Genomic DNA, 16,910 nt, shown 5'->3' on the forward strand with positions numbered 1-16,910 from the left:
CACCCTATGCCTCCACCTCTTCCACAACCCTCCTGGGAGCACGTTCTCCAGCAAGTCGCTCGCATTCGCGAGGAAACCGGACGCGTCATCGTCGGCCAGAATGCCGTCGTCGAACAGATGCTCACCGCCTTGCTCTGCCGCGGCCATTGCCTGCTCGTCGGTGTGCCGGGGCTGGCGAAGACGCTGCTGGTCTCGACGCTGGGAAAAATCCTCGGCCTCAAATTTCAACGCATTCAGTTCACACCTGACCTGATGCCCACGGACATTCTGGGCAGCGAAGTGCTGCAGGAGACGGCAGGCGGCGGTCGCAGCTTCAATTTCGTTCCCGGCCCCATCTTTGCCAATCTCATCCTCGCCGATGAAATCAACCGCACGCCGCCAAAGACCCAGGCCGCCTTGCTCGAAGCCATGCAGGAGAAGCAGGTGACGGTGGCCGGAAAAACTCGCTCGCTTGAAGAGCCCTTCCTTGTCTTCGCCACGCAGAATCCCATCGAGCATGAAGGCACCTACCCGCTGCCGGAAGCTCAGCTCGACCGCTTCTTCTTCGAGATCCGTCTTGACTATCCCACGATGGCGGAAGAGGCCGAAGTGCTGGCCCGCACCACCGGCAAAGCCTCGGCAGCCGTCGAGGCAGTGCTGGATTCCGCGAGCTTGATGGCGCTTCAGGAGGCGGTGGTGGAAGTGCCCGTGCCGGACCACGTCACGCAGGCCATCCTGCAGCTCACCCATCGTTCACGTCCTGGCGGCGAACTGGCGGATGACTACATCAAAAACTACGTCGCCTGGGGCGCAGGCCCACGTGCCTCGCAGTCGCTCGTGCGTGCCGCCCGTGCTCTCGCGCTGCTCCGTGGTCAGGCCGCTGCCTCCATTGAGGAAGTCAAAGCCGTGGCCGCTCCCGTGCTGCGTCATCGCATTCTGCCAAACTACAACGCCACAGGAGACAACATCACCGTCGAGCAGATCATCACCCATCTGCTTGGCAAACTCTGATCTCACACCGCCGTGGCCAGCACCTTCAAGCACCTCAAGCCCGAGGACGTACGCAAGCTCAAGAACTACGAGCTTTCGGCGCGGCTCATGGTCGAGGGCTGGCTCAGCGGACGGCATCGCTCGCACCAGCGCGGATCGTCCATCGAGTTCCATGAGTATCGCGGCTACAGTCCGGGCGATGATCCGAGGCTGGTGGACTGGCGTGTTTTTGCGCGCACCGACCGCGTGTTTCTGAAAACCTTCGAGCAGGAGACGAACATGGAGATGCACCTGTTCGTGGACAGCAGCGCCAGCATGGGTTTCCCGCTGGCGGATGGTGTCACCAAGCTCGATCACGCCTCCTTCTTCGCCGCCTGTCTGGCCTGGCTCGTCGTGCGGCAGACGGACAAGGTCAGTCTGCATCTCTTTGATGACCGCATCCGTGCGTCGTTCCCGTTGGGAAGCACACGCACGCATTTGCATCAGTGCCTTAATGCGCTGGAGAACAACAAGCCCGGTAATAAGACTTCTCTCGCGGCCGCTCTTGAGCGCTCGCTGCCCGTGCTGAACCGCCGCGGCACGCTCGTCATCCTCAGCGATTTCTACGAAGACCCCGCCGCTGTTTTCAAAGCGCTCAATCCCTACATCCATCGCGGCTTCCGCATTCACCTCTTTCAAGTGCTCACGCCGATGGAACTCGACATCGGCGAGGTCGGCCTCGCGCGCTTCACCGATCTCGAAACCGGCGAGAAACTCACCATTCACAGCCAGCAGGTGCGCGAAAGTTACCGCGAAGCCGTGCGCCAGCGCATTCAGACGCTGCGCACGCTCGCCGTCAGCCGTCGTGTGGACTGGATGCTCGCGCGCACGGATGAGAGCTACTTCGCGCTGCTGGACCGCCTCACGCAAAATCACGGATGAACTTCTCCCTGCTCAACCCTGCGCTGCTCGCCTGCACGGCCCTGATTGCCGTGCCGGTGCTGGCGCATTTGTTTGCCAAGGCGAAGCCCCGTGAGTTTCCATTCCCCTCGCTGCAATGGCTGCGTCAGGTGGAGCGCAAGACCACGAATCTCCGCAAGCCCAAGGACTGGCTGCTGCTGCTCCTGCGCACGCTCATCGTCGCGGCTGTCATCGGTGCTTTCCTGCAACCGCTGCTCTTCACCGGAGCGCAGCTTACGGCGGCCAATGCGCGCAAAACCATCGTCCTCGTGGTGGACCGCTCCGCCTCCATGGGCTTCGTCGAGCAGGGCCAGTCACGCTTTGTGCGTGCCACCGCCCAGGCCGAGGATGTGCTCAAAGGAGCAGGCTCTCAAACACTGGCCAATGTGGTCTGGATGGATGCCGCGCCTGACGCAGAGTTTCCCGATCCCGCAGTCAATGTGAATGCGCTGCGCGAGTCCCTGCGTCGTGCACAGGTCACCCTGGAACCCGGAGAGGTGAATGAAGCCATGCGCATCGCCATGGAGCAGCTGGGCCGAGGCGAAGGCGCGAAGGAACTGTATGTGCTAAGCGATTTCCAGAGCGCAGCCTGGAAGCAGGCTTCGCTGAGCATCCCGCCAAACGTGAAGCTCCTCACCATTCCCGTTGCGACCACCGATGCCGCCAATGCAGCGCTCACCAGCCTCGTCGTGCAGCCCGAGCGCCCTGTCAGCGGCACCGAGGCGCGCATCCTCTGCCGTGTGCGCAACTTCAGCGCAGCGGAATCTAAAACGACCGTGCAACTTGCCTTTGCCGAGGTGCGGCAGACACGCGCCGTGACACTGCCCGCCTGGGGCGAGGGCGTGGCCGAGTTTCGTGTGCCTTGCGGGGCCGCTGGACTGCAGAGCATCTCCGCGTCATTGCCGGAGGATGCCTTCCCGGCAGATGACCGCCGTTTTGCCACCGTGGAAATTCGTGAGAACTGGCGCGTGGCCATCGAAGGCCCGCCGCAGGATGCTTCGCTCGTGCTCTGGCAGCGTGCGCTGGGTTCCCTTGGCTGGCTTGATTTAAAAAGCACTGCGCCAGATCCCGAAGTGCGCCTGGCCATTCATGCCGCGCCGGATCGTGCGACAGAACTGCGTGCCGCCGCCGAACGCGGCGCCGTGGTGATCTGCCAGCCGGGCGAAGACTGGAACGGCAGCGCTTGGATGGCTCTCTGGAATGCTGGTGCCAAAGAGGCAGCGCTGCGCACCGAGCAGTTGAATCGGGACAAGGACAAACCCTGGACCATGCAGACGGTGCAGGATGATCAGCCTTTGTGGCAGGTATTTCGCAGCGGCGAGTATGGCGATCCCGCCGGCGGCAGCGTGTGGAAGCGCATCAATCTCAAGGTCAGCCCTGAGCAGACTCAGCTTCGCTACACCGATGGCGTCCCGGCACTGGCTGCCCAGCGCGTGGGCAAAGGCTGGATCATCCTCTGGAACATCGAGCTTGATGAAGCCGTGAGTGATCGCGTGCAGCAGCCTGCCTTTCTTGTGCTGCTGGGCGAGCTGCTGCTGCATCATGGCGAAGCCGGAGGGCATGGGGCCTTGCGTCAGTTTATACCACCGCAGAACATCTTCTGGCAGCCGCAGCAGCCCGTTGCCGCGGATCAGGTGCGCCTGCAGGATGATGGCGGCGCGGAGCACACCTATGCCAATGATGCCGCGCAGTCTCCCGCCGTGTTTCGTGCTAATGAGGCGCTGCCGCCCGGCAACTACAAGTGGCTGCTCGACGGCCAGCCCATTGAACGCGCCAGCGTGAATTTCCCCGCCGACGCGGAGAGCGATCTGCGCACGCTTGATCCCGCATCACTCGGCATTGGCAAGTCTCTCACGCTCAGCGCCGCAGCCGCGCTGGCTGCTCAGCGCGATGGCCTGCCGCTTTGGCCATGGTGCGTGGGAGTCGCACTCTGCGCGCTCATTCTCGAAAGCCTCGTGGCCCGCAGTGCCATTCGCACCCCATCCGCCGCATGACCTTCGCACCCGCCATTCCTGAACCCTGGCCCTGGATCGTCCTGGTGGTGCTGCCACTGGCTGGTTTGTGGCTGGCGTGGCGCGCGGGCCTCACCCTGCCTGCCGCCACACGCTGGGGCCTCATGCTGCTGCGCGGCCTTGTCTTCATCGCACTCGCTTTGCTGCTGCTCAACCCCGGGGAGTGGAAGCTGCCGGAGCACAAGGAGGAAAAGCTGCATGCCGTGCTGCTGGACCGCAGCGCCTCGATGGACGTGCGCGACGTGGGCGATGCCACACGCTGGACCGGCGGACTGGCCCTGACGCAGGTGATTGCCAAAGCCGGAGGGGAGCAGGTCAAAGCCTTTGCCTTCAGCGATGCACTCGAAGGAGATGCCCTCAAGGCCGGTCTGAAAGCGGACGGGCAGGCGAGCGCTATCGTGCACAGCGGCAATGCGCTTTTCAGCGGTGCTTCCGGGCTTGGCCGCAAGCTCGCCAGTATCACCATCATCAGCGATGGCCACCAGACACGTGAGGACGCCGCGGCGGAACTCATCCTGCGTGCCCGCGCCTCGCACGTGCCATTGCACGTCGTGCCGCTCGGCGGCGAGTGGGGCGGGCGCGATCTCATCCTGCATGCCACTCGTCGTCTGGTCATGGCACTGCCCGGCAAGCCCGTGGCCATCGGTGTGAGTTTGGAAAATCGCGGCCTCGGCCTCATCAAGCCCCGCGTTCAGATCGTGGATGCCGCAGGCAAGACGCAGGCGGAAAGGGATGTCGAACTCGACAGCGGCGGCAGAAAGACCCTCAGCATCGAAGTGCCAAAACTCGCCGGTGGCGACTACCGCGTCGTCGTTGCCACGCAGCAGGGAGAGGACATCACCCGCAACAACGAGGACCGCGTGCGTGTGCAGGAGCTCACCAGCCGCACCCGCGTTTTCATCGCCGAAGGAGCACCGTATTGGGACAGCAAATTCCTCGCGCAGCTGCTGCGTGAGCAGGGCTTCATGGACGTGCGCGCGATCTACCGCCTAAATGATGAGCGCTACTTCCGCGTGGATGCCGGCACTTCCGAGCCGGTGGTCAGCGGTGAGTCCACCTTTCCCGAAACCGCAGACGATTTTGCCAAGATCGATCTCATCGTTCTGGGCAAGGGCGCGGAAGGATTTCTCGATGCGAAGCGCATCGAGGCGTTGAAGAGCTTTGTGCGAGATCGCGGCGGTGCGCTGCTGCTCGCGCGTGGCAAATCGTATGCGGAAAGGCTCTCTGAATTTGAGGTGCTGGAGCCGCTTGAATGGGGCGCTGCCATGGATGGCGAGTTCCGCTTTGAACCCGGCAGTGTCGGCGAAGCTGCCGGTCTGTTTGGACAGGCGCTGCCCGAGGCTCAGGATCCGCTCTGGCGTCAGCTTCCGCCGCTGAGTGATGTCGTGACGATTGCCAAACTCAAGCCGTTCACGCAAGTGATGGCCATGGGCGTCAAGCCCGCCGTGGGCCGCGAGGAGCGCGTGCCACTGCTTGCCGCCAAGCACTTCGGCCGTGGTGTGGTCGTGGCCTTGAATGCCGACGGCCTGTGGAAGTGGGACTTCGATCCGCAGGCCCGCAAGCTGGGCAACATGTATGAAGAGTTCTGGACCCAGCTGCTGCAATGGACCGCCAGCTACGCCGAATTCCTGCCCGGTCAGGAGCTGTCTCTGCGGCTCAGTGAATCGAACGCCAAGCTCGGGCGCGGCGTGCGTGCCAGCATCGGCTGGCGCGGTGGCAAGGACGTGCCGCAGCCAAAAATTCGCGTGTATCATGATGGCGGTCAGCTTCCCGACATCAACGCCAGCGAAGCGGAGAGCGATGCCGATGGCCGCCGCTCCTGGAGCGCCTTGATCCAGCCCGAACTTCCCGGCACCTATCGCGTGCAGGCTTTCAATGGAGACAAGCCTGGCCCCGAGGCCGTGCTGAATGTGCTCGCTCCGCCGTCCGAGCAGGAAGCCCTCGCCGCCGATCCTGATTTCCTCCAGCAGCTCGCCAGCGCCACGGGTGGCAAAGTTTGGAAACCTGCCCAGGCCGCGGAACTTGTCACGCATCTGTTCGCACCGCCGCCCGATCAGGTGCAGGAGCGCGAGCAGGCCACCTGGCACCCATGGTGGCCGCAGTCATGGCTGCTGGTGCCGCTCGTTTTTCTTCTGGCATTGGAGTGGTGGTCACGCCGTCGTCTGGGTCTGCTGTAAATCTGATTTCCTTCATCCTATGAACACCTTTGACTCTGCACTTTCCCGCTTCGCCGCACGCTGGCGGCGCGGCCTGCTGCTGGTGGCCTTGCTGATGACGGCGGCCATGGGCTGGCTGCTGCTGATCTTGCTGGGTGTCTTTGATTACGTCGCGCCGCTGAGCGATGCCGTGCGCCCGGTGGTGTTCCTGGCTTGGAGCAGCGTCGTCGTGCTGCTGGCGCTGAGCTGGCTGCTGCCGCTGTTCCGTTTGAATCGTCAAGCCGCCGCGCTGCACGCCGACGAAACTCTGTCTGAGCGCCGCCCCGTCACGACAGCCCTTGAAGTCTCCCAGCAGCAAGAGGAGCCCACACCTCTGCGCACCTTCCTGATCGAAAAGGCCCTTTGGCAGGGCGGGAAGGAGCTCACTGCCTTGAAGTTTCCCGCCACGCTGCCCTGGCGCTCCATTCGGAAAGCGGTCTGGATCAGCTTCGCGGTGCTTCTGTTCTTCGTGGGACTGTGTGTGATGAACTTTGACGCGGTGAAAACCATCGCCGCGCGTCTGCTTCATCCGCATGCCGATGTGCCGCCGTATTCACCACTGAAGTTCGAGGTCACGCCTTCGCAGCCGAAAGTCGTGTATGGCTCGGATGCAGAGCTCGAAGTACGCATCACCGGCGGACCGGTGCCGGAAGGCGTGGTGCTGCTGACACGTGAGGATGAATCCGCACCGCAGTCTGAATCGGGTGCGTTTGCCATGGGCGGCGGACGCTTTGGCCAGCGCCTGCAAAGAGTCACGCAGCCGCTGCAGGTGGCCTTTGCCACAGGCGGTGCGCGCAGTCCGTGGCTCACGGTGGACGTCATGCGCCAGCCACGCGTGGAGAGCGTGATGCTCAAGATCATTCCGCCAGCTTATTCCCGCCGACCCGCGCGTGAGTTTGCGCTGGGCACTTCGGAACTGGTGGCGCTGGCAGGCTCGGAGATCGAAGCACGAGTGACGAGCAACCGCCCGCTCAGCGGTGGCGAGGTCACGCTGACTCCTGCCCGCAGCCTCACCCGCGAAAAGCCGGAGACCGTCGTCGCCCGCGCCAGCGGTGGCAAAGAGGTGGTGCTGCGTTGGAAGGTGAAGTCGCCCTGCCTTGTGCACTTGGACCTCAAGGACATCACTGGCGCGAGTTCTGCGGCACCCGTGGAACTGGAGCAGAAGATGCTGCCGGACAATCCGCCCATCGTCTCGATGGAGTCGCCCGCCGGTGTCACACTCGCCACGCCGGAGAGCGAAGTGCCGCTCAAGGTGGAAGTGGAGGATGATCTCGGGCTGGCGCGGATCGATCTCGTGCGCAAGCTCACCGGCTTTCGTGACCGCGGTCGCCGCCTGACGGAGGATGCCGAGGAGCAGGCCTTTGCGGTGGACGAAAAGCTCCAGATGAAAACCCTCGGCGTGGAGCCGGGCCAGATGCTGGAACTGCACGCGGAAGCGCATGATCACAATCCCTCCCTCATGGGCATCGCGAGCTCCAGCGTGGGCCGCATTCAGATCATCAGCACCGAGGACTATGCCAACGTCATGCGCGCACGGACCTCACTGCAGGAGTTTCAAGCACGCTTCAGCGCTTTGAACGAGGCCGTGGAGCAGGTGCGTGAAGCTCTTGCCAAAGAGGACCGCGCTGCCGCGCAAAAAGCCATGGAGCAGGCACAAAAGCTGGCTGAGGCGATGGCGAAAGATTTCCAGGCCTTCGATGCGGAAAAGCAGGTCTCCGAAGAAGCGCAAAAAATCGCGCAGACGATGCAGGACATGCAGCAGCGTCTCGCCAACGCCTCGAAGGAAGACATCGAAAAGATGAAGCAGGAACTGGGAGAGGCGGCCAAACGAACCGATGAGATCAAGAAGAAGGGACAGGAGTTCGCGGAGATCGGCCGCGTGCTGGAAATGGCCGCCGAGTTCAAAGCCATGCATGCGCAGCAGCAGCAGCTCACCAAACAGCTCGAAGAACTGGCGCGCCAGATCATGCTCGGGGACATGCGCAATGCGGCCAGGCTCGACAAGCTGGCCCGCCAGCAGCAGGCCGTGCTGGACCGCTGGAAAGAGTGGCTGCCCGAACTGCGCGCTGCCGCCGAGGCCCTGCCTGCCGATCAGGCCGACCTGAAAAAGGAAGCGCTCGATTTCGCCAATGCCGCCGAAAACGCAGGCATTCAGCGCAGCATGGAAACCGCCATGCAGCAGGCCAAAAAGGACAATACACCCAACACTTTCGTCAATTCCCAGCTCGCCCTCGTGGGCATGGACACGCTCATGAACAGCGACAACAAGCTGTGCAAAAGCTGCAAAAACGGCGGCATCCATTTCATGACGAAGGAAGGAATGTCTGACACGCTGGCCCAGATGCTCGCAGGCATGTGCAAACGCCGCGGTTCCAAGGGAAAACAGCCAGGGCAGGGCAGCAGCGGTGGAGACGGAGACTCCGGAGACGGTTTCAGCACCGAGGGCGATCCCATGATGAACGCACCGGTCTATGGCCCTGACCGCATGGCCTTTGGCGGAGACAGCTCCATGCGCGGCAATCACAATTCACGCGGCAGAAGCGGGCAGGGCAAGCCAGTCGTCACCCCGCAGCACGCCGACACCATCTCCTCCACAACCGTCCGCACCGAAGCCAAGCGCCAGATCTCGCTGCGCGATGTGCCGGAGCGCTATCGCGAAGCCGTGAGAAAATTCTACGGCGAGGAAGCTGTGCTGGAGACTTCAAGTTCCAAGGAGGCAAAACCATGAATGCAATGACCAATGTTTGGAAGAAAACGCAAAGGCACTGGTGGATGACATTCGTCATTCTGCATTCTGCATTCGTCATTTTTCTTCAGCCCCTCATGGCCAAAGAAGGTGCCATCCAATGCGGCATGCTCATTTACGCAGGCACCAAAACCTCACGCTGTTTCAGCGATGAGTTTCTCAGCACGGTGCAGCAGAAGACCAGCATCGCCACGGAGCGGCGTTTCAAGTTTGTGAAGATGGGCACGGATGATCTCTTCGCGTTTCCGTTTGTGGTCATGACGGGGGAAGGGGACTTCACCCTGAGTCAGAGGGAGCGCGAAAATTTGAAGAAGTATCTCACCAATGGCGGCTTCTTGCTGGCCAGCGCGGGCTGCTCCAACAAGGACTGGGACAACGCCTTCCGCCGCGAGATGAAAAAGGTCATGGCGGACACGCCGATGAAAGGCATCGCCAGCACGCATGCGCTCTTCCGCACCGTGTTTCAGTTGGACAAGATGAAGCTCTCCAAATCTTCCGGTGAAGCCAAGCTCGAAGGGGTGGAGTCCAATGGCCGGCTGGTGGTCGTCTATTCCGGACAGGGGCTGAACAACACCGCCAACACCAGCGGCTGCTGCTGCTGCGGTGGCAACGAGATCGGCAACTCACTTGAGGTGAATGTGAACATCGTCGCTTATGCGCTGCTGCATTAAAATCGCCGCATGGCTGCTGCTGGCGGGCCTGTTTGCGCAGGCCCAGAACGGCCCTGTGCTCGATGCCGGGCCGCCTCGGGTGCACATTGATCCCAGCGAGCTGAATCCCAAACTGCGCGCCGCCGCCGCCACGCTGGATGCCATGCGCGAGGATGGTCTGAAACCCACGCCCGAGCAGTGGGCGGTCGTCTGCGAGGCATGCGGGCTGCATGTGAGCCTGCGCAGCTATGCGTCCATGGTGAAGCCTTTTCCATCCGAGATCACAGTGGGCCTGCTCACGCATCCGATGTTCGCCGTACGCATGGGCGCGCTGGAAATTTTGGAGGAGCGCACCAATCAGGATTCGCTGTTTGATCCCTGGGCACCCGAGGACCCCAAAAGCCAGGAGGCCCTGAAACTGTGGCAGGCCTGGGCCACCGGTAAGACGCCTGCGGAAGCGCAGGCCGTGCCCGCTTTTGATGAAGCCCGGATGCGTGTCTATCTGGTGGATGTCGTGGGCAATGACGTCGGCAAGCAGGAGCGCGCCTTTGAGGCTATGGCCAAGTCCGGCATGCAGTCAGTGAAGTTTCTGGAACAGTACCTGCATGACACGCCGCAGCTCAGCGATGGCGTGCGCGCCAAGGTGAAGCAGGCCCAGTATCGCCTCGTAATGGCGGATAATCTGCCCAAGGACGCGCAGCGCATCGCCCGCGATCTCGTCTTCGGCACGCGGGATCAAAAGCTCGCCGCCATGCAGCCTCTGACACGCTGCCGCGAAAAAGCTGTGCCAATGTTGGCGGAGTTTTTGCCCCATGAAGATGCGCTCATTCGCGAGGCCGCCATGGATGCGCTCATCGTGGCTGGCGAAGAGGCGGTCTATGATCTTGTGCAGGAGCGGCTCAAAGTGGAGACAGATCAAAATGTGATCCATGCCGTGCTGCGGCGTGTTAGCACCAAGTCGGATCGCGGCGCGGCATTGATCGCGAGCTTCATGACTTCAAAGAACGAGGATCTGCTGGTGGCGTCTCTGAACGCTCTTTCAGACGGCCGGTCTAAGGCGGGAAAGGAAGGTGTGAGGGCCTGCCTGAGCGACCCACGCTGGCGTGTGCGGGTGGCAGCTCTGGAGTACGTCGGAAAGCTGAAAATCAGCAGTGCCGGAGATGCGGTGATCGCTGGCTTCAGCGATAAAGATGAGTTCGTGCGTTACGCCTCCATGAAGGCGGCTGCGGACATGAATCTCAGCAACGCTGTGCCGCTTATCACCAAGATGGCGCTGTCAGATGACACCCTGCTTGGTCCTGCGACAGATGCCATCGTGCGCATGGGGCGCCTGCTTCCGGATGAACTGGTGGATGCCCTGCCATCCAAGTCCGGCGAATCCTTGCTCGGCGTACTGCGTGCATTTGGCCAGCAGGCAGGTCATGATGGCGAACACATCGACCTGTCCCGAGCACACAAGTCCAGTGGCGGCAGCTTTGGAGGAGACCGCGGCCACGACACTGCCTCTCAGGCCCTCGGCATCATTCGCACTCTTTCCACCCACAAGGATCCTGACGTGCGTGCGCTCGCGGTCCATCTGCTCGCAGGTTTCATGCTTGAAGACGAGGACAAAAAGCGCGTTTTCGAAGCCCTGAAGCAGGCCGATGCAGACGGCAAGATCGCCATCCTTGAGAGCATCAGGCCGGGCAACTTCAATTTCATGGACTCCCAAGCCGATGCTGAAACGGAGAATGCCGATGCGTCTGCACCTGCTGTCGAGGAAAACGATGTCTTCAGCCAGGTTCTGCGGGAGCCACCTCCTCGTAATCACGCCCAGGAAGCGGTCTATGCCGCGTTTGGCGTCCCCGTCGCAGCGCCTCCGGGCTCACCCAAGGCTGCGGTCGCAAATGCTTCTTCGCCACAGGATCGGGAATGGCGGCCGATGGAAAAGGAATTCCGCGATCTGTTTCAGGAAGAGATGCGAAGCAAGGACAACCCCGAGCTGATGTTCAATGCGGCCCTCCAGCTAGCCTGTGGCGGCCAGCGGCGCGCGATCGAAGAACTGCTGCGCCTGCTGTCCAAGCTGGAGCCGCATCAGCGCGCGCGTCTGGCATCATCTCTGGGCGCGTTTCGCCTCAGTTCGAACAAGTCTGGATCCGCCCTGCTGCGCACGATGCTGCAGGATGAATCACCCGAAGTCCGCGTCGATGTCGTTGAGGCGGTGCTGCGGGCAGACACTTCAGATCGCCTCAAAATGCTGCTGGAAGAGCTTGGCAGGCCGGACGGAAACCTCAAGGCTGTGGACGTCTATAATTACACGCTGGCAAACGCGACCGAAAAGCCTGTGATGAGGTCCGCCATGCAGGCGTGGAGCACCGAGATGCTGTCCCAGCCGCAGGGCAGGGACGATGCCAAAACGCTGGCATTGGTGCTGCTGGGCACCATTTCAAAGCAGGAGAACAAGCCGCTTGTCGATGCAGCGCTGACGGCGCCCAACGTGTGGCAGCGCCGTGCGGCATGGCGCGCGCTGCTGCAACTGGATCGTGATGATTTCGCCGCCAAAGCCGCGATGCTGGCAGGCGACAGTTCGCCCCTCGTTCGCGAGGTGCTGGCGGCCGCCTATCAAAAGAGCAATCGAAGCAATGACAACTGGCGCGTTTGGTTTGGCGAGCGCGACTTTGAGGAGGAAACCATGCCGTACAGGCAGCGTTCAAAGGTTTATGCCATACCAGATGAGGTTGCGCCGCAACTGGCAAAGCTCTCGCACGATCCCGAGCCGGAAGTCAAGCTTCCGGCGATGTTGACTCTCCTCAGTCACGGGCAAAACGTGGAGCCTCTGGCGCTGCGTGAGGCCGTGGCCGGCCTGTCTGATAACAATGAGCGCAGGCGTTATTTGGAACCGTTCTTGGAGAGCTCGTATCGCTCGCTCTCGCCGCAGTATGGCTTCCTGCTCGACCAGGTGGAAAGGCAGTGGTTCGGAGAAGACGACTGGAAGGCGATGAATGCCTTCATGAACCCCGGGGCTCAGAAAAAGTCGGGCAAGGCGCTCACCAGCTTCGCCTCCTTGGTGCAGACCGGTGCCGCTGCCACCGTGGCCGTGAAAGATGCCGTGCCAGCTGTTGCCGCGGTCGCAGCGCCCGTCAGCCAGACCGGACCTGTGCGTGTGCTGTTCTTTTACAAGCCCGGTTGCAAGGACTGCGAGCGCATCCGCGACATGCTGCGCACCATTCACGAAGCCCAGCCGCTGGCGCTGGAAGAGCACAATGTGGAACTCAGCGATGGCGCGGAGCGCAATGAAGCGCTGTGCGTGCGGTTTAAGGTCACGCCTGAGCTCCATCAGGTGACGCCCGCCGTTTTTACGCAAGCAGGCGCGCTGGTGAAAACAGCGGTCACCTACAACGCCCTGCAGCGGCTCATTGAAAAGACCACGGAACTGCCGCCGGATGATTCATGGTATCGGGTTGAAGACAGCGAGCGAAGCAAGGCGGGCGAGGAAATCGCTCAGCGCTACGATCGCTTCAGCATAGGCTGGGTGGCTCTGGCGGGTCTGCTGGATGGCATCAATCCCTGCGCCTTTGCCACCATCATCTTCTTTTTGAGCTATCTGCGCATCGCACGCCGCAGTCCGCGCGAAATCCTCATGGTGGGCGCCGCATTCATTCTGGCGGTATTTATCGCTTACTTCGCCGTCGGGCTGGGTCTAAGCCAGCTTGTGTCCAAACTGACCGCTTTCGCCTGGGTGCGCATCTGGCTAAACCGCCTCCTGGCTCTCGTGGCGCTGGTGCTGGCATGGCTGAGCTTCCGCGATGGCCTGCGGGCATGGCGCGGCAGGATTGGCGACGCGACTCTGCAACTGCCCGAGTTTCTGAAAACACGCATCCGTGGCGTAATCCGCACTCAGACCAAAAGCTCCCGCTTTGTCATCGCCGCCTTTGTCAGCGGCATCGTCATCAGCCTGCTGGAGCTGGCCTGCACCGGGCAGGTCTATCTGCCCACCATCATTTATATGATGAAACAGGGCAGCCTTGGAGCTGTCGCCTATCTACTGCTCTACAACGTAGCCTTCGTCCTGCCCCTGATCGCCATCTTCATCCTCGCCTGGCTGGGCATGACAAGCGACGCCCTGATCGAATTCCAAAAGCGCCACACCGTGACGGTACGATTTTTGACCGCTCTGCTATTTCTGGCCTTGTGGATCGTTTTGCTGATGGCGTGAGATTTGCGCCTCCACTCTGTCATCATGATCCGAACGATTGCCTCCGCCATCCTGTTGATTGCCGCGTCACTGCACGCCCAGCAGATTGATCTCGAAAAGATCTTCGAGGAGCGCAACCTAGGGCCGGTGGGCGAACTGCTGGCAAAGGGGGATTACGAACTGGTTGCCCGCATCGGCGAGGCGGCGGTGGAGAAGGGGCTGAAGGCGCCTGACTGGCGAATCCTGCGCTTCAAAGCCCTGCGCGAGATGGGGCAGATCGAGACCGCGCTGGACGAGACGCGGAAGGCGCTGGTGGTGTATCCGGGGAATTTTGAAATCCTCATGCTGCGCCATGATCTGGCGAGGCTGCTGGGCAAAGAGGATGTAGCTGCCGAATCCCTGAAGGGCATCAATGAAGCCGCGAAGGCCAAGCCCTCCAAAGACCGCACCGCTATCGAGACCGTGTCTCTTGGTCGCGCCGCCGTGGCCTTGGGTGCGGACGCGCAAAAGGTGATCGCGCAATACTTCAAAGTCGCACAAGGCAAGGACGCCAAGCTGGAGGCGGCCTACCTTGCGGAGGGAAATCTCGCTCTGCAGAAGGATGACGCGCAGCGCGCAGCGGATGTGTTTCGTGCCGGCCTGAAAGCGCATGGAGAAACAGCCGATCTGCGCATGGGGCTCGCTCGCGCCTTTCAGTCGAGTGATCGTGAAAAGGCGGCGGACAGCTTGAAGAAAGCGCTGGAGCTTAACCCCCACCACGCCGCTGCCCACCTGCTGCGGGCTGAATTGCTCATCGGTGGTGAAAAATTCGTCGAAGCAGAAGCCGCCATCCAGCAGGTGATCGAGTTGGATGCCGAGCAGCCAGTGGCGTGGTCCTTGCGCGCTGTGGTTGCCTACCTGTTCCAGGCAGATGCGAAGAAAATGGATGAGGCGCGGCTGCAGGCCCTGAAGCGGTGGGATCGCAATCCCGAGGTGGACCTCACCATTGGTCGCTGCCTGTCCCGAGCCTACCGTTTTGCTGAGAGTGCCGCCCACCAGCGCAAAGCCCTGGAGTTTGATCCGAAATACCTGCCGGCCAAAATGCAGCTCTGCCATGACCTGCTCCGCCTCGGTGAGGAAGAGGAGGCTTGGAAGCTCGTGGAAGTCATCCGCAAGGAGGACGGCTACAACATCCAGGCTCACAATCTCGCGTTGCTGGAAAAGGAGATGAACGGCTACGTCACGAAGACCTTCGATGATTTCATCCTGAAAATGCCGAAGCGTGACTGGCCCATCTACGGCGAGCGTGCGCTGGCGCTGCTGCGCGATGGCAAAGCGGTGCTGGGCACGAAGTATGGTGCGGACTTGAAACGCCCCGTCTTGGTGGAGTTCTTCGGCGCGCAGCAGGACTTTGCTATCCGCACCTTTGGCGCCCTCGGTGGTCAGGGTATGCTCGGCGTATGCTTCGGCACCGTGGTGACGATGAACAGCCCCGGCAGCCTGGCCCATGGCCGCAACAACTGGGAGAGCACCCTGTGGCACGAGTTTTGTCACGTGATCACTCTTACTGTGACGAATAATCGCATGCCGCGCTGGCTGAGCGAAGGCATCAGTGTTTATGAAGAGCGCCAGCGCGATCCCGCCTGGGGCATGGCGATGGACGAAAAGCATCGCGAGATGGTGCTCGATGAAGAAACGCTCACACCCATGTCTCGTCTCAGCGGGGCCTTCATGGCGCCAAAGACTCAGGAGCATCTGATGTTCGCTTACTACGAGTCGAGCCAGGCGGTGGAGTTTTTGCTCACCACTTTCGGCAAGGAAAAGTTCCAGGGTGTCCTCACGGATCTCGCCGCAGGAAAGCGCATCAATGATGCTATCTCGGCAAACGCGGGCGACATCGAGTCAGTGGAGAAGGAGTTTGCCAAATACATCACCGCAAAAGCAAAAGCCTTTGGTGGCAAAGCGGAGTGGGACGAGCCAAAGTCCGAGGAGTTGAATCCGTTTGATGCAGGCTCATTCGCCGAGTTTTTGAAAAAGCATCCGTCCAATCTCTGGGCCCTGCGCAAAGAGGCGGACACTCTGAGCCAGGCCAAGAAGTGGAACGAGGTGCTCCCCATCGCCGAGGCGCTGATCAAATTTCTGCCCGAAAGCTATGATGCCGACAGCGGCTACGCCTTGAAGGTGCAGGCCCTTCGCCAGCTGAAGCGCACGGATGACGAGATCGCCGTCCTGCGCCAGATCGCCGCGAAATCATCCAGCGCTCAGAGCGCCTTCCTGCGCCTGATCGAACTCGACATGCCAGCCAAACGCTGGACGGAAGTGAAGGCAAACGCTTTGCGCTCCATGGCCCTGAATCCTTTCCTAGTCACACCGCAGAAGGCTTTGGCAGACGCCTGTGCTGCCACGAACGAAGTCCCCGCAGCCATCGCCGCCTACGAGCGCGTGCTCATTCTCGATCCCAGCGGCGGTGCGCAGACCCATTTCAAGCTCGCCGGCATGCTGCGCACCACGGACGCCGCGAAAGCCAAGAGGCACCTGCTAGATTCCCTGGCCCTCGCACCCCGAAATCGCGAGGGACTGGCCATGCTTCGCGAATGGAAGTGATCACTTCACCTCTTCCACGCTCAGCACATTGAGCTGGATGAACTGCCCATTATAAGGCTGCGGTGCTGGTGCGATTTCAGGCACGACGAGCTTGGCGAAGTTCGTGATCATGTGCCCGTTCTGGCCGTCGCCATGCAATGTCAGCGTGGCCCCGCCTTCGATCTCAATGGTGGCAGTATAGTCGATGGTGAAGATGCGATGCCCCACCTTGTCGTCCCGATTGAAAAAGAAGTGGGAGGCGGGTGCCGAAACGGAAAGCTTGTAGATGTTGTAGGTGGCGTTGTTCGGCGCACCTCCGATGTAAAAGCGCTCGCCCACCTGCTGGCCGTCCTTGTACATCATCGGCTCCACCACGCCGCGCACACGCAGCGTTACCTTGTAGCGTTTACCGGCTTCGCCGCCGAATTTCTTCACATCGGTAAACTTGTCATTCGTCGCGGGATCATTCGTCATGCGCGCCGAGATCCCGTCCGCGCCGGGCTTGGGATTCTCGGGCATCGGATCCTTGCAGGGAAACTCAAAGCGGTAGCCGTCGAGTTCGGCGGCGATCTTCTTCAAATCATCGGCAGCAGGCAATGCTGCGGTGAACAAGGCACTGACAGAAAGGGCGAGAATGAGGCGGCGGTTCATGGTTGAGGAATG

9 protein-coding genes are annotated in these 16,910 nt (G+C 61.4%); 8 read left to right on the forward strand and 1 reads right to left on the reverse strand.

The window, feature by feature from the left end:
- Positions 1 to 6: 6 nt before the first annotated feature.
- The 8 genes from ACILSO_RS05860 to ACILSO_RS05895 all read left to right on the forward strand — a co-directional run bounded on the left by ACILSO_RS05860 (position 7) and on the right by ACILSO_RS05895 (position 16,268).
- A complete protein-coding gene (locus ACILSO_RS05860) occupies positions 7 to 990 on the forward strand; it encodes an AAA family ATPase (RefSeq protein WP_395736439.1) in 984 nt (327 codons plus the stop codon).
- A 12-nt stretch (positions 991 to 1,002) separates the two neighbouring features.
- Positions 1,003 to 1,890, forward strand: a complete 888-nt coding sequence (locus tag ACILSO_RS05865) for a DUF58 domain-containing protein (RefSeq protein ID WP_395736440.1) — start codon at positions 1,003 to 1,005, stop codon at positions 1,888 to 1,890.
- Positions 1,887 to 3,902: a BatA domain-containing protein gene (locus ACILSO_RS05870; protein ID WP_395736441.1), complete on the forward strand. Its 2,016-nt coding sequence runs from the start codon at positions 1,887 to 1,889 to the stop codon at positions 3,900 to 3,902. The genes ACILSO_RS05865 and ACILSO_RS05870 overlap by 4 nt, the downstream gene beginning before the upstream one ends.
- Positions 3,899 to 6,097, forward strand: coding sequence for a hypothetical protein (locus tag ACILSO_RS05875; protein ID WP_395736442.1), 2,199 nt, complete (start codon positions 3,899 to 3,901; stop codon positions 6,095 to 6,097). Before ACILSO_RS05870 ends, ACILSO_RS05875 begins: the two co-directional genes overlap by 4 nt.
- A 19-nt stretch (positions 6,098 to 6,116) precedes the next feature.
- A complete protein-coding gene (locus ACILSO_RS05880; RefSeq protein WP_395736443.1) occupies positions 6,117 to 8,843 on the forward strand; it encodes a hypothetical protein in 2,727 nt (908 codons plus the stop codon).
- Positions 8,844 to 8,938: 95 nt separating this feature from the next.
- Positions 8,939 to 9,532 (forward strand): DUF4159 domain-containing protein, encoded by a 594-nt coding sequence (locus ACILSO_RS05885; RefSeq protein WP_395736444.1) that lies wholly within the window; start codon positions 8,939 to 8,941, stop codon positions 9,530 to 9,532.
- Positions 9,516 to 13,706 carry a cytochrome c biogenesis protein CcdA gene (locus ACILSO_RS05890; RefSeq protein WP_395736445.1) on the forward strand — a complete coding sequence of 1,397 codons (4,191 nt, stop codon included), beginning with the start codon at positions 9,516 to 9,518 and terminating at the stop codon, positions 13,704 to 13,706. The genes ACILSO_RS05885 and ACILSO_RS05890 overlap by 17 nt, the downstream gene beginning before the upstream one ends.
- Before the next feature lie 24 nt (positions 13,707 to 13,730).
- Positions 13,731 to 16,268, forward strand: coding sequence for a peptidase MA family metallohydrolase (locus ACILSO_RS05895; RefSeq protein WP_395736446.1), 2,538 nt, complete (start codon positions 13,731 to 13,733; stop codon positions 16,266 to 16,268).
- On the opposite strand, the gene ACILSO_RS05900 is transcribed toward ACILSO_RS05895, so the two are convergent.
- Positions 16,269 to 16,898: a hypothetical protein gene (locus ACILSO_RS05900; protein WP_395736447.1), complete on the reverse strand. Its 630-nt coding sequence runs from the start codon at positions 16,896 to 16,898 to the stop codon at positions 16,269 to 16,271.
- Between the last annotated feature and the right edge of the window lie 12 nt (positions 16,899 to 16,910).

It is taken from the genome of Prosthecobacter sp. (assembly GCF_044226605.1).
GTDB lineage: Bacteria > Verrucomicrobiota > Verrucomicrobiia > Verrucomicrobiales > Verrucomicrobiaceae > Prosthecobacter.

Excerpts from the sequence above, each read along its gene's own strand:
- ACILSO_RS05860 (WP_395736439.1), top strand. The coding sequence starts at position 7 with ATGCCTCCACCTCTTCCACAACCCTCCTGGGAGCACGTTCTCCAGCAA.
- ACILSO_RS05870 (WP_395736441.1), top strand. The coding sequence starts at position 1,887 with ATGAACTTCTCCCTGCTCAACCCTGCGCTGCTCGCCTGCACGGCCCTG.
- ACILSO_RS05875 (WP_395736442.1), top strand. The coding sequence starts at position 3,899 with ATGACCTTCGCACCCGCCATTCCTGAACCCTGGCCCTGGATCGTCCTG.
- ACILSO_RS05880 (WP_395736443.1), top strand. The coding sequence starts at position 6,117 with ATGAACACCTTTGACTCTGCACTTTCCCGCTTCGCCGCACGCTGGCGG.
- ACILSO_RS05885 (WP_395736444.1), top strand. The coding sequence starts at position 8,939 with ATGGCCAAAGAAGGTGCCATCCAATGCGGCATGCTCATTTACGCAGGC.
- ACILSO_RS05890 (WP_395736445.1), top strand. The coding sequence starts at position 9,516 with ATGCGCTGCTGCATTAAAATCGCCGCATGGCTGCTGCTGGCGGGCCTG.
- ACILSO_RS05895 (WP_395736446.1), top strand. The coding sequence starts at position 13,731 with ATGATCCGAACGATTGCCTCCGCCATCCTGTTGATTGCCGCGTCACTG.
- ACILSO_RS05900 (WP_395736447.1), bottom strand. The coding sequence starts at position 16,898 with ATGAACCGCCGCCTCATTCTCGCCCTTTCTGTCAGTGCCTTGTTCACC.